Consider the following 14,147-nt stretch of genomic DNA (forward strand, 5'->3'; position numbering starts at 1 on the left):
GCCTTTCCTGCCGCAATAAACACTATGGCTACTTGCAAATAGTCGGCCACAGCCCCACTTGCGCCCATTACCCCGAAACCCCGTTGTCATGGGGTTTGTCGTGTCGGTCCTGTCCCGCTCGCACCAGCCGGTCCTCCTTGCCTACCCCCGGCAAGGGGCGGTGTTCGTCCGGACAGGCATGCAAGCTGCATTCGGTACACGCAGATCAAGAAAACCTGCCCCACAAGGGCACAACTATCGGGAGTGGTACATGAACAAACAGAACCTGGCGTCGGCCTTCACCCTGCGTCCCCTGGCGCTTGCCCTGGCCTTGGCGATGCTGCCACTGGCCCATGCCGCTGAAGCGGACGCACTGTCGACCGATAGCAATGAGCCGGTCGTCGACAAGGATGAAGCCGGAAAGGTCAAGGAAGTGACGGTGACCGCGGAACGTCGTCGCGAGAAGGCCAAGGATGTGCCGACTTCGATCTCCACCCTGGGTGGCGAGAAGCTCGATGTGCTGGCCTCCGGCGGGCAGGACGTGCGCTTCCTGTCCGGGCGGGTGCCTAGCCTGAATATCGAATCCTCGTTCGGCCGTGCCTTCCCGCGCTTCTATATCCGCGGCTACGGCAATACCGACTTCCGCCTCAATGCCTCGCAGCCGGTCTCGCTGGTATACGACGACGTGGTGCAGGAGAACCCCATCCTCAAGGGCTTCCCGGTATTCGACCTGCAGCAGATCGAAGTGCTGCGCGGGCCGCAGGGCACGCTGTTCGGCCGCAATTCGCCGGCTGGCGTGGTCAAGTTCGACTCGGTCAAGCCAGGCAAGGACCGCGAGGGGTACGTCAATACCAGTTGGGGGACGGATAACACCAGCAGCGTGGAGGCCGCCTACAACCTGCCGCTGGGCGATACGGTCGCTATGCGTTTCTCGGCCCTGGTCCAGCACCGTGACGACTGGGTCGACAATACCGTCGCCAAGTCGCCCAGCCAGCACCTTGAGGGCTATAACGACCGCGCCGGCCGTGTGCAACTGCTGTTCAAGCCGGACAGCACCTTCAGTGGCCTGTTCAACGTCCACGGCCGCAAGCTCGACGGTACCGCCCGCTTGTTCCGCGCCAACATCATCAAGAAGGGCACCAACGATCTGGTCGACGGCTTTGATATCGACAAGGTGTCGATCGACGGCGCCAACGAGCAGAACCTCACCAATACCGGCGCCAGTGCCCGTCTGAACTGGGATTTCGGCAGCTGGGCATTGAGCTCCATCACCGGCTTTGAGCATCTCGATACCTATAGCCGCGGCGACGTGGATGGCGGTTATGGCGCCGTGTTTGCGCCACCTTCGGGCCCGGGCTTCATTCCCTTCCCGTCGGAAACCGCCGATGCCGTGCCCAAGCTCAAGCAACTGACGCAGGAGTTCCGCATCGAGTCGAAGAACAAGGGACCGTTCAATTGGCAGACCGGCGTCTACTACTTCGATGAGGACTACACCATCGAGAGCTTCTCCTACAACAGCCTGGGTGCCGGCGAGCAGACCGAGTACCAGCGTTCGCGCCAGACCAACAAGGCCTGGGCCTGGTTCGGTTCTGTCAACTATGCGGTCAGCAAGGAGCTGAAGTTGCGTGGTGGCCTGCGCTATACGCATGACAAGAAGGACTTTGCCGTCGAGCACTATGAGAACGTCAATGGCTCGACTCTGAGCGGCCCCTTGTCTGCCAGTCCCGGTGCCAACAAGGTCAGCTGGGATCTGAGCGGCACCTATGCGCTGACGCCCGACCTCAATGTCTACTCGCGCCTGGCGACGGGTTTCCGCGGTGCCAGCATCCAGCCGGCGTCGGCCTTCGGCCAACAATCGGTCGCCAAGCCGGAAACCAGCACCTCGGTGGAAGTCGGCATCAAGGCCGACCTGTTCGACCGTCGTGCCAAGCTGTCGGCCGGCCTGTACCGCTTCGAGGTGAAGGACCAGCAACTGACCGGCGTGGGTGGCGGCAATAACGTGGTGCGTCTGCTCAATGCCGAGAAGTCGGTCGGCCAGGGCATCGAGATGGACCTGCAGGCCTATCTGACGCCGAACCTGCTGGCGACCGTGGGTGGCAGCTACAACCATACCGAACTGAAGGACGCTAGCCTGGAAGTGGCGGGCTGCGGCAGTGGCTGCACCATCACCAATCCGATCGATCCGGTGACCGGCCTCGTGAAGATCAACGGCAATGCCCTGCCGCAGGCACCGAAGTGGATCGGCAACTTCACCCTGCGTTACGGCATCCCGACGGCGGATGGTGGCGAGTACTTCCTGTATACCGACTGGGCCTACCGCAGCAAGGTCAACTTCTTCCTGTACGAGTCGGTCGAGTACACCGGCAAGTCCTTGCTGGAAGGGGGCGTACGCGCTGGCTACAAGTGGGATAACGGCAACTACGAGCTGGCCCTGTTTGGTCGCAACATCACCAACCGCGAGCAGGTCACCGGCGCCATCGACTTCAACAACCTGACCGGCTTCGTCAACGAGCCGCGCATGTGGGGTGTGCAGTTCAAGGCGGTGTTCTGATCACCGGTTCGCCTTGAGCCTGTTGGAATCATGCCAGTCGGCGCCGCCGACTGGCATTTTTCATGGGCGTGCAAAACCGAGCCGGTAAACTGGCGCCTTCTTATCCCTATTCAATCCTTCCCGCCATGGACTTTCGCATGAACAAGCTCCTGATCGCTGGTAGCGGCCTGCTGTTTACCGCCTGTAGCCAGCTCCCCCTGACATCTCCGGTGGCGAGCAGCCGGCAAGCGACGTTTGACGGGGCGGGCTACCCGGTCGAGGTCTGCGACGCGAGCTACGCCGGCACGGCCAGCAGCTGCAACCTGTCGGGTAGCGGCCAGGCGCAACGTATCAAGGGCATCGTGATCAGCGGTGGCAAGGTCTATGTGGGCGGCGAGCTGCGGGTTGAGGCGGACGGTCGCATCAGTGCGGCGGGTTGCCAGGTACCGGCCAAGGAGGCGGTCAGTATTGATTGCCGCGGCACCGTGGTGTCGGCCGGGTTCATGAACCTGCATGAGCACATCGATTATTCCTACCAGCAGCCAGCGCAGGACCCAACGCAGCGCTGGACCCATCGTCACGACTGGCGTTCCCTGACGGCGCAGGCGCGTGGTTTCGAGGGCGATGCGCCGAAGGATGAAACGGTGCGGGCCGAGGTCAGCGAGCTGGCCATGCTGCGCCATCAGTTGAGTGGCAGCACCGCCTTGTCGGGCGCCAAGGATTATCGTGCCTTTACCCGCAACCTCAAGCTGACTGATCCGGTACTGGGCACGCCGCAGGGGGCGACGGTGCAGGACAGCACCTTCCCGCTCAACGACTTCAAGACCAATGCCCAGCTCAGTGCGCCGTGCACGGCAGAACAGTTGGCCGGCATCAGGCTGCCGCTGCCTAATCCCTATGTACCGCATGTGGGCGAGGGCACTACGACGGGCGCCCGTTATGAGGTCGACTGCCTGCTGGATGCGGTCAAGCCCAAGACGTCACCCAATGCCTTTATCCATGGCGTGGCGATCAGCGAGGCCCAGATCAGCCGCTTCGTGCAGCAGCAGGTGTCGGTCGTGCTGTCGCCTCGCTCGAACTTCGTGCTCTATGGTGCGACTGCACCGGTGCCGGCGATGAAGGCGGCGGGCGTCAACCTGGCAATGGGTACCGACTGGTCGCCTTCGGGCTCGCTGACCATGCTCGACGAGATGCGCTGCATGGCCAATCACAGCCGGCAAGATCTGCATGGCCTGCTCAGCTGGTCGGACATCCATCGCATGGCCACCAGCGGTGGCGCGAAGGCAGTCGGCTTGCAAGACCAGTTGGGCGCGCTGACGGTGGGTCAGCAGGCCGATATCGTGCTGCTCGACAGCCAGGGGGCGACCTCGCTGGGTCAGGCGCTTGAGCGGGCTGCGCTGGCGCAGACGGTGGCGGTGTTCATCGGCGGCAAGGCGGCCAATTTCCCGACCGTCTGGGCTGGCCGCTTGCCGCAGACCCTGGCCGGTTGCGCCAGCGACCCACGTGATCTGTGTGGCCAGCAACGCACCGTTTGCGGTGCGGACCCTGCCCATCCGCTGGGGAGCTTGCTCCAGCAGGCGGTCTATACCATCAACGATGCCAAGCTGTGCCAGCCACAAGCCGTTGCCGTGTGCGCCAGGCAGTAAGGCGAAGCAACAAAAAAGCCCGGCACAAGCCGGGCTTTTTTGTTTGGCCCCCCAGATTCAGGCCAGGTCGGCGAACTGTGCATCCAGTTTCTGGATCCAGGCCGCTTTCTGTCCGGCGCTGGCGAAGCTCGCCTCCAGGCTGTTGCGCGACAGCGTGTACCAAGTACGGGCATCCCAGTGGAAAGCGGCCTGCACGGCGCGGATATTGTTGCCCAGGTAGCCGCCGAAGTAGGCGGGGTCGTCGCTGTTGAGGGTGACCTTGAGACCGGCGGCCATCAGCGCGGGCAGCGTGTGCAGTTCCATCTTGTCGAACACGCGCAGCCTCACATTGGACAGCGGGCAGACCGTCAGCGGCATCTGCTCGCGCGCCAGGCGTTGCAATAGGGCCGGGTCTTCACTGGCCCGCACACCATGGTCGATTCGGCTGACCTTGAGCAGGTCCAGGGCTTCGTAGATATAGGCAGGTGGGCCTTCCTCGCCGGCGTGGGCGACGACGGGCTTGCCCAGCGCCCGGCAACGGGCGAACAGGCGCTCGAACTTGGCCGGTGGATGGCCCTGTTCGCTGGAGTCGAGGCCAAAACCGTGGATGCGGTCGATGAAGGGTTCGGCTTCCGCCAAGGTGGCAAAGCCGTCTTCCTCGCTCAGGTGCCGCAGGAAGCACAGGATCATGCGAGTGGTGATGCCGAAGTCCGCCTCGGCGCGGGCGGCACCTGCTTCGAGCCCCTTGAGCACGGTCTCGAAGGCGATGCCGCGGGCCGTGTGGGTCTGTGGATCGAAGAAGATCTCGGCGTGGACGATACCGTCGGCGTGGGCGCGTGTCAGGTAGGCCAGCATCAGGTCGTGGAAGTCCTGTTCGGTGCGCAATACATCGGCGCAGGCGTAGTAGAGGTCGAGGAAGGACTGCAGATCCGAGAAGTCGTAGGCGGCGCGCAGGGCTTCGGTATCCGCATAGGGGAAATCGATGCCGTTGCGCTGGGCGAGCGCAAACGCGAGCTCCGGTTCCAGCGAACCTTCGATATGCATGTGCAGTTCGGCCTTGGGGCAGTTCAGGGCGAAGGCGAGAGCGGTATCGGACATGGTGTTTCCTTGGCGGGTAAGGCGGTGATGATGACGTATTCCTGGCGGTATAAACGAAAACGCCCGGCCTAACCATGCCGGGCGTTCTGGATTGACGGCCGGTGCTATTTGGGCACGTTGCCTTCCACACCCTCGACATAGAAGTTCATCTTCTTCAGGTCGGCATCTGCATAGACCTGTCCGGCCGCCAAAAAGACCTTGCCGGACTGGTCCTTCAGCGGTCCGGTGAACGGATGTAGCGTGCCTGCCTTGATCGCATCGCGACGGGCCTCGGCCAGCTTGCGGGTATCGGTCGGTGTGGCTGGGCCGAAGTTGTCGATATTGATCGCACCATCCTTGACGCCCCACCAGATGTCGCCGCTCTGCCATTTACCCGCCAGTACGTCCTCGGTCGTCTTGTTGTAGATCACGCCCCAGTTCAGCACCGATGCGGCGAGGTGTGCCTTGCCGCCGAACTTGCTCATGTCGGAGTCCCAGCCGAAGGCCTGTACCCCTTTTTCCTGGGCCGCCTGCACCACGGCCGGCGAGTCGGTATTCTGCATCAGCACATCACTACCCTGGGCGATCAGGGCCAGCGCGGCTTCGCGCTCCTTGCCAGGATCGAACCAGCTGTTGACCCAGATCACCTTGGTACTGGCGGCGGGATTGACGCTGCGGGCGCCGATGGTGAAGGCGTTGATATTGCGGATGACCTCAGGGATGGGAATGGAGCCGACGACGCCAAGCTTGCCGCTCTTGCTGCTCTTGCCGGCGATCACGCCCAGCATGTAGGCGCCTTCATAGGTGCGGATATCGTAGACCCCCAGGTTCTTGGCGGTCTTGTAGCCGGTCGCGTGCAAAAAGGTGGTGTTGGGAAAGGCCTTGGCGACCTTGGCCATCTGGTTCATGTAGCCAAAGCTGGTGGCGTACACCACCTTGTAGCCCTTCTGGGCCAGGTCCCGGAACACCCGTTCCGCATCGGCTGTCTCGGGTACGTTCTCGACAAAGCTGGTGCTGACTTTGCTACCCAGCTTGGCCTCCACTGCCTTGCGGCCTTGGTCGTGCGAGTAGGTCCAGCCATGATCCCCGGTGGGGCCGATATAAACGAAGCCGATCTTGGCGGGGTCGGCTGCCTGGGCGAGGCCCAGGCTGGTGGCCAGGGTGCAGCCGAGCAACAGGGTGCGTAGCGATGGGGAAAACATGGAAGGCAGCTCCTCGTGGAAGGTAGGGGCTCTGGGGTATCCAGACTGCTTGCTACCTTAGCAAGCCGCAGGCCAGCCACCTATCCTCAGAGCGATATGAACGCTATGCCTGCCGCGCAGTGTGGCGAACGGCATGTTGCGCCGTCGGCCTGTCCATGGGGCAGGGAGGGGGAACAGGGCTTGCTTTGTAGGACTGGCGCGACATCCGCCTGAGCAGATAAGCGCTATATGGCGGTGCATACCCAGTGGGGTCTGCCCGCGTGATAGCTTGAATGGACCTATTTTGTCTGGTTGCCCATGAGTACCCGCCCCCTCCATTTCTACCATCGCGGACAGATCCGCCAAGTCGATGCCCAGGCACCGACGCGCACCGTTTTGCAGCATCTGCGCGAAGACCTGCACTGTACCGGGAGCAAGGAAGGCTGTGCCGAAGGCGATTGCGGTGCCTGTACCGTGGTGCTGGGGGAACTGGTCGACGGCGATGTGCGGCTGCGGGCGGTCAATAGCTGCATCCAGTTCCTGCCCACGCTCGACGGCAAGGCGTTGTTCACGGTGGAAGACCTGGCGGACGCTGCCGGCCTGCACCCGGTGCAGCAGGCCATGGTGGATTGCCATGGCTCGCAATGCGGTTTCTGTACGCCAGGCTTCGTGATGTCGCTATGGGCCATGTATGAGAACCAGGCCGACTGGCCGGGCCGTGAGGCCGCGCTCGATATTTTGTCGGGCAACCTCTGCCGCTGCACCGGTTATCGCCCCATCCTTGCCGCCGCAGAGGCCGCCTACGCCTTGCCGACACGGCACCTGGACAGGGCGGCGGTCGCGACGGTGCTTGGCGCGCTCGCGGCCTTGCCGGCCCTCGATTATGAGGTTGCTGGCCAGCGTTTCATGGCACCGCGCACCCTCGCCGAACTGGCCGATTTGCGCTTGCGCTACCCGGAGGCTCGCCTGCTGGCGGGATCGACCGATATCGGCCTGTGGGTGACCAAGCAGTTTCGGGCATTGGGCGATATCCTCTATCTGGGCCAGGTTGCCGAACTGCAGCGCATCCAGCTGGATGCAGAGGGGCTTTGGGTCGGTGCCGCGGCCTCGCTGACCGATGCCTTCGCGGCACTGGTCCGCCAGACGCCGGAGTGGGCGGAACTGGCGCGACGGTTCGCCTCGGTGCCGGTACGCAATGCGGGCACGCTGGGCGGCAACGTCGCCAATGGTTCGCCCATCGGCGACAGCATGCCGGCCCTGATCGTGCTGGGTAGCCGGGTGGTGCTGCAGCGTGGTGAGGCGGTTCGCGAACTGGCGCTGGAGGACTTCTACCTCGGTTACCAGAAGACGGCGCTCCAGCCCGGCGAGTTCGTCGCGGCCCTGCGAGTGCCGGACCACGCGGGACAGAGCCGGCGCTGGTTCCGTACCTACAAACTGTCCAAGCGCTATGAGCAGGATATCTCGGCGGTATGCGCCGCCTTTGCGCTGGAACTCGATGCGCAGCAGCGTATCGTCTCGGCCCGCGTTGCGTTCGGCGGCATGGCGGCTACGCCGCAACGTGCCAGAGCCTGCGAAGCTGCCTTGCTCGGCCAGCCGTGGGACGAGGCGACCTTGCGTCTGGGGCAACAGGCCCTGGAACAGGATTTCCAGCCACTCAGTGATGCGCGGGCCAGCGCGGCCTATCGTCGGCAGGCGGCAGCCAACCTGTTGCGGCGATACTGGCTGGAGAGTACGGCAGCATCGTCAGGCAGCCTGGGCCAGCTCGCTGCGATCGAGGTGATGCCATGAGCGTGATGGGCCAGCCTCTGCCGCATGAGAGTGCGCACCTGCATGTCAGCGGAGCCGCCAGCTATGCGGATGACCTGCCGGTCCCCGCCAACTGCCTGCACGCAGCGGTCGGCCTGAGCAACTGCGCTCATGGTCGGGTGCTGGCGTTGGACCTCGACGCCGTTCGCGCGGCGCCCGGTGTGCAGAGGGTGCTGGTGGCGGCCGATATTCCCGGCAGCAACAACTGCGGTCCTATCCTGCATGACGACCCCATCCTTGCCGGCGATCTGGTGCAGTTCCATGGCCAGGCGCTGTTCGCCGTGGCGGCGGACAGCCATGAGGCGGCCCGTCGTGCGGTGCGATTGGCGAAAGTACGTTACGAGCCGCTGCCTGCGATCCTGAGCATCGAGGCGGCGCTGGCGGCGGAGAGCTGGGTCCTGCCGCCGGTGGAGACCGGTACGGGCGATGCGGCTGCCTGCATCGCCCAGGCGTCGCATCGTTTGCAGGGTGTCGCGGAGGTGGGTGGGCAGGAGCATTTCTACCTCGAAGGGCAGATCAGTTATGCCGAGCCGCACGAGGACCAGACCATTCAGGTCTGGTGCAGCACCCAGCACCCGACCGAGATGCAGCACATGGTGGCTCACGCCTTGGGCTGGCGTAGCCATCAGGTGACCATCCGCTGTCGCCGCATGGGCGGAGGGTTTGGCGGCAAGGAATCCCAGTCGGCCCAGTGGGCCTGTCTGGCCGCCGTGCTGGCGCAAGCCACGGGACGACCCGTCAAATTGCGGCTGGATCGGGACGACGACATGGCGGCGACCGGCAAGCGGCATCCGTTCCGTATTGCCTGGGAAGCGGGGTTCACGTCGGACGGCCTGCTGCAGGGGGTGCGCTTTGAACTGGCTTCCGACTGTGGTTATTCGGCCGATCTGTCCGGGCCCGTCAATGACCGGGCCATCTGCCATGTCGACAACGCCTACTACCTCGACGCCGTCGCCATCCGTAGCCTGCGCTGCAAGACCAACAAGGCTTCCAATACGGCCTTCCGGGGCTTTGGCGGGCCACAAGGCATGTTCGGCATCGAGAGCGTGATTGACGATATCGCCCGCTTTCTGGGGCTGGACCCGCTGCTGGTGCGGCAGCGCAATTTTTACGGTCATGGTCCGGAGCGCGCCATGACGCATTACGGTATGGCGGTTGAGGACAATGTGGCGCCCGAACTGGTGGCGCAACTGGCGCAGGATTGCGACTACGCCGCCCGGCGCGAGGCCATCGCCACCTTCAATGCCGGCAGTCCGGTCATCAAGCGTGGCCTGGCGTTGACGCCGGTGAAGTTCGGCATTTCCTTCAACGCCACCCATTACAACCAGGCGGGGGCGCTGGTCCATGTCTATACCGACGGCACCGTGCTGCTGAACCATGGCGGTACCGAGATGGGACAGGGGCTGTATACCAAGATACGACAGATCGTAGCGAACGTACTGGGCTTGCCGGTGGCCGATGTCCGCCTCTCCGCCACCGATACCAGCAAGGTGCCCAATACCTCCGCGACGGCGGCGTCGAGCGGGACGGACCTGAACGGCAAGGCGGCGGAAGCCGCGGCCCTGAGCATACGCACGCGGCTGGCGGCTTTTGTAGCGTCGCTGGCAGGCTGCGAGCCGGCCGAGGTGCAGTTCGTCGATGGCCAGGTGCGTGCGCCTGGCTACGAGGAGGCGTTCGCCGCCTTGTGCGCCCGTGCCTACCATGCCCGTATCCAGCTCTGGGATAGCGGCTACTACCGGACGCCGAAGATCCACTGGGACGTGCAGGCCAAGCGTGGTCGGCCGTTCTACTACTTTGCCTATGGGGCTGCGGCCACCGAAGTGGCGATCGATACCCTGACCGGCGAGATGCGGGTACTGCGGGCGGACCTGCTGCACGACGCTGGCCAGAGCATCAATCCGGCGCTCGATATCGGGCAGGTCGAGGGTGGCTATATCCAGGGCATGGGCTGGCTGACGTCGGAGGAGCTGTGGTGGCGGGCCGACGGTGAGCAGGCCGGCCGTTTGATGACCCACGCACCCTCTACCTACAAGATCCCAACGGCCGCAGACATGCCGGCGGTATTCAATACCCGGCTGTTTGCCAATCGCAATGTCGAGGACAGCATCCATCGCAGCAAGGCCGTGGGCGAGCCGCCGCTGATGCTTGCGCTGTCGGTCTTCTTCGCCATCCGCGACGCGGTGGCGGCCGCTGTCGGGCCGGGTGCCCGGCCGGCCTTGCGTGCGCCGGCCACCCCGGAAGCAATCCTGCAGGCTATCACGCAGGGTAGGGAGGGTTCGTGATGCATTGGCTATCGGCACTGCCCTTGCGGTTGGCGCAAGGTAAACCCCAGATGCTGCTGACGGTCGTCAGGGTGCAAGGCTCGGCCCCGCGTGAAGCGGGCGCCGCCATGCTGGTGGATGCCGAGGACACGACCGATACGATAGGCGGTGGTCACCTCGAATGGGAGGCCATTACCGTGGCGCGCGGCCTGTTGGCTGCCGGCCCGGCCCTGACACTGCTGCGTTTCAATCTGGGTGCCAGTTTGGGGCAGTGCTGCGGGGGCGTGGTCTGGCTGTTGCTGGAGCGTATCGCGCCGGAGCAGGCCGGCTTGTGGCGACAACGGGCCGAGGCGGTCAAGCGTGGTGCCGTGCTGCATCGCCGGGCCGAAGCCAGCGTGGCTAGCCTCAATCCGCTGGCAGGGTCGGAATGGCGGCTCGACATGCTGGCGGCCAATGGGCAATGCAATCTGCAAGGCGGTTTGCAGGGCTGGCAGTTGGAGCAGATCCTCCTGCAGCCGAGTTTTCCGGTCTGGCTGTTTGGTGCCGGCCATGTCGGCGCGGCATTGATCAAGGTATTGCAGCCCCTGGGAGCCCAGATCTGCTGGGTGGATAACCGGGATGATGCCTTCCAGGCAGACTGGGCCTGGGCGGTGAATACCATCGTCACCGATAGCCCCGAGGCCGAGGTCGATGCGGCGCCGGCAGGCTGCTATTTCCTGGTCATGACCCACAACCATACGCTCGACCTCCAACTGTGCGAGCGGATATTCCGCCGCCAGGACCATGCCTATTTCGGCCTGATCGGTTCGCGCAGCAAGCGAGCCTCCTTTGAACACCGTCTGCTGGAGCGGGGCGTCAAAGCCGGCCGGCTGGCGGAGATGACTTGTCCCATCGGCGTGGCTGGCGTGTTGTCCAAGCAGCCGGAAGCGATCGCCATCTCGGTGGCTGCGCAATTGCTGCAGGTCCGCGATGCACGTGCGCTACTGGCCCAGGTCGGGCCACAACCGCGAGCACATGATGCCTCGCATCAGGAGTCGCCATGAGCCAGGAATACCGGCTGGAGCTGCTGCATGTCAGCAAGCGCTACCCTGGCGTAATTGCCAACGATGATGTCAGCCTGCGCGTGGCGCCGGGTGAAATCCATGCCGTGCTGGGCGAGAACGGTGCTGGCAAGAGCACGCTGATGAAGATCATCTACGGCGTGGTGCAGATGGATGCCGGCGAGATGACCTGGAATGGCCGGCAGGTGAAGATCCATAGCCCGACCGAGGCGCGGGCACTGGGTATCGGCATGGTGTTCCAGCACTTCTCGCTATTCGAGACCCTGAGCGTGGTCGAGAACATTGCGCTGGCACTGGCAGCGCCTTTTGACCTGAAGGCGCTGGCCTTGCGGGTGAGCGAGGTGTCGGCCCGCTACGGGCTACCGCTTGATCCCTGGCGGCTGGTGCATAGCCTGTCGGTCGGGGAGCGGCAGCGGGTGGAGATCGTCCGCTGTCTGCTGCAGGACCCGCAGTTGCTGATCCTGGACGAGCCAACCTCGGTACTGACGCCGCAGGCGGTGGAAACGCTGTTCGAGACCTTGCGCCATCTGGCGAGCGAGGGCGTCTCCATCCTCTATATCAGCCACAAGCTCCACGAGATCCAGGCGCTGTGTGATTGCGCCACGGTCATGCGTGGCGGCAAGGTCACGGCCGAGGCGATCCCTCGCCAGGAAAGCCAGGCCAGCCTGGCGCGGATGATGATAGGCAGGGAGCTGCCGGTTTGCAGTGCAAGGCCCTACCAGGGAGAAAGCCGGCCGCTGCTGACGATAAGCCAACTGACGTTGCCGGGTGAAGCACCGTTTGGCACCACGCTGCGGGACATCTCGCTGACCGTATCTGCGGGCGAGATTGTGGGCATTGCCGGTATCTCGGGCAATGGCCAGGCGGAGCTGCTGGCGGCTTTGTCGGGTGAGCAAAGGGCGGAAAGGGCTGCGGTGGTGCTGGATGGGGTGATGGTCGGGCAGCTTGATGCCGGGCAGCGCCGCAATCTGGGGCTGGGCTTCGTCCCTGAGGAGCGATTGGGACGTGGTGCCGTGCCGGCCATGTCGCTCAGCGGCAACGCCGTGCTGACGGCCCATCGCCATGGCCTGGCACCGCGCGGCTGGTTGCGGCTGGGCAAGGCAGTCGACTTTGCCCGGGCCTGTATCGCGCGTTTCGATGTCCGTTGCAGCGGCCCTGCCGCCGCGGCCCGTTCGCTATCGGGCGGCAATCTGCAGAAATTCATCGTCGGCCGCGAGATCATGCAGGCACCCAAGGTCATGATCATCTCGCAACCCACCTGGGGCGTGGATGTCGGGGCTGCGGCCTATCTGCGCCAGACCCTGATCGATCTCTCGCGCACCGGCGTGGCCATCCTGGTGGTGTCCGAGGAGCTCGATGAGCTGTTTGAAATCTGCGACCGGATTGCCGTGCTGGCCGCCGGACGACTGACGCCCGCAGTACCGACCACCAGTACCAATGCCGGACAGATCGGCATGCAGATGTCCGGTCTGGCGGGGCATGACCCCATTGCCATCGAAAGCCACCATGTCGCTGCTTGAACCCCGTCCCCAGCCTTCCAGCCTGATGCGCTGGCTGGCACCGTTGCTGGCTGTCGGTCTGACGCTGCTCTGCGGCGCCGCACTGTTTGTCGCCCTGGGCAAGGCGCCCTTGCATGCCTTGTCGGTATTCTTCATCCAGCCCTTGAGCAGTGGCTATGGCTGGACTGAGCTGTTGCTCAAGGCATCGCCGCTGATCCTCATTGCACAAGGGCTGGCAATCGGTTTTCGTGCCCGTATCTTCAATATCGGTGCCGAGGGGCAGTTGATCATCGGTGCCCTGTGCGGTGGCGGTGTCGCGGTATTGAGCCATGGCAGCGAAGCGGCCTGGGTCCTGCCGACCATGGTGTTGGCGGGTGCGGTGGGCGGTGCCGCCTGGGGCGCCATTCCGGCCTGGCTGAAGACCCGCTTCAATGCCGAGGAAACGCTGACCACGCTGATGCTGAGCTATGTCGCGGGTTTCATCCTGTCCTATATGGTCAACGGCCCGTGGCGCGATCCGGACGGCATGAATTTCCCGCAGTCGGTGATGTTCGTCGACACGGCGCTCTTTCCCATCCTGGCCGAGGGAACGCGGCTCAATGGCTCCATCTTCATCTGTCTGTTCGCCGTACTGGCCTTCTGGCTGTTCAATGCCCGCAGCCTGCTGGCCTACCAGCTGGAAGTAGGCGGGCTGGCACCGGCTGCGGCGCGCTATGCGGGTTTCTCCGCCAAGCGCACGGTCTGGTTCAGCCTGGTGATCTCAGGTCTGACTGCGGGTCTGGCGGGTGTAGGGGAGGTGGCGGGGCCGATAGGTCAGCTCAATCTCAATATCTCCCCGGGCTACGGTTTTGCCGCCATCATCGTGGCCTACCTTGGCCGCCTGCATGCACTGGGGATCGTCCTGGCGGGATTTCTGATGGCGCTGCTGTACCTGGGCGGTGAGGCGGCCCAGCTTTCCCTGCAGACACCGGCAGCGATTACCGGCCTCTTCCAGGGCATGCTGCTGTTCTTCCTGCTGGGCGCTGATGCCTTTATCGACTATCGCTTCCGGCGTCGGCGGCCCCAGGCTGCGACATTGGGGCTGGCGGCCGTGCCGGCGGCCGAGGGCGCGGAATGAAACCATCCTTT

At 64.1% G+C, this 14,147-nt stretch carries 9 protein-coding genes; 7 read left to right on the forward strand and 2 right to left on the reverse strand.

Translation table 11 applies throughout. The features are described 5' to 3' along the window. Nucleotides 1-250: 250 nt before the first annotated feature. Both ACYVHK_RS00875 and ACYVHK_RS00880 read left to right on the forward strand, forming a co-directional pair. Complete coding sequence (locus ACYVHK_RS00875; protein ID WP_460526618.1) at nt 251-2,530, forward strand: TonB-dependent receptor; 2,280 nt, start codon at nt 251-253, stop codon at nt 2,528-2,530. Between the two features lie 137 nt (nt 2,531-2,667). Then, on the forward strand, nt 2,668-4,155 hold the full coding sequence (locus ACYVHK_RS00880; protein WP_460526620.1) for an amidohydrolase family protein: 1,488 nt from the start codon (nt 2,668-2,670) through the stop codon (nt 4,153-4,155). 57 nt (nt 4,156-4,212) lie between these two features. Here the strand turns inward: ACYVHK_RS00880 and ACYVHK_RS00885 are convergent, their stop codons facing one another. Both ACYVHK_RS00885 and ACYVHK_RS00890 read right to left on the reverse strand, forming a co-directional pair. Continuing rightward, on the reverse strand, nt 4,213-5,232 hold the full coding sequence (locus tag ACYVHK_RS00885; protein WP_460526622.1) for an adenosine deaminase family protein: 1,020 nt from the start codon (nt 5,230-5,232) through the stop codon (nt 4,213-4,215). A gap of 104 nt (nt 5,233-5,336) precedes the next feature. Further along, nucleotides 5,337-6,413 (reverse strand): BMP family ABC transporter substrate-binding protein, encoded by a 1,077-nt coding sequence (locus tag ACYVHK_RS00890; RefSeq protein WP_460526624.1) that lies wholly within the window; start codon nt 6,411-6,413, stop codon nt 5,337-5,339. A gap of 297 nt (nt 6,414-6,710) precedes the next feature. Between ACYVHK_RS00890 and xdhA the strand changes: the two genes are divergently transcribed. From xdhA to ACYVHK_RS00915, 5 genes are read left to right on the forward strand one after another with little or no spacing between them, the layout of a single operon-like run. Further along, nucleotides 6,711-8,180, forward strand: a complete 1,470-nt coding sequence (gene xdhA / locus ACYVHK_RS00895; RefSeq protein WP_460526627.1) for a xanthine dehydrogenase small subunit — start codon at nt 6,711-6,713, stop codon at nt 8,178-8,180. Further along, complete coding sequence (gene xdhB, locus ACYVHK_RS00900) at nt 8,177-10,480, forward strand: xanthine dehydrogenase molybdopterin binding subunit (RefSeq protein ID WP_460526629.1); 2,304 nt, start codon at nt 8,177-8,179, stop codon at nt 10,478-10,480. The genes xdhA and xdhB overlap by 4 nt, the downstream gene beginning before the upstream one ends. Beyond that, nucleotides 10,480-11,502: a xanthine dehydrogenase accessory protein XdhC gene (gene xdhC, locus ACYVHK_RS00905; RefSeq protein WP_460526631.1), complete on the forward strand. Its 1,023-nt coding sequence runs from the start codon at nt 10,480-10,482 to the stop codon at nt 11,500-11,502. Before xdhB ends, xdhC begins: the two co-directional genes overlap by 1 nt. Next, nucleotides 11,499-13,040 (forward strand): ABC transporter ATP-binding protein, encoded by a 1,542-nt coding sequence (locus tag ACYVHK_RS00910; RefSeq protein WP_460526633.1) that lies wholly within the window; start codon nt 11,499-11,501, stop codon nt 13,038-13,040. The genes xdhC and ACYVHK_RS00910 overlap by 4 nt, the downstream gene beginning before the upstream one ends. Further along, nucleotides 13,027-14,136, forward strand: coding sequence for an ABC transporter permease (locus ACYVHK_RS00915; protein ID WP_460526635.1), 1,110 nt, complete (start codon nt 13,027-13,029; stop codon nt 14,134-14,136). The genes ACYVHK_RS00910 and ACYVHK_RS00915 overlap by 14 nt, the downstream gene beginning before the upstream one ends. The last annotated feature ends 11 nt before the right edge of the window (nt 14,137-14,147 follow it).

The organism is Chitinimonas naiadis (genome assembly GCF_054780835.1).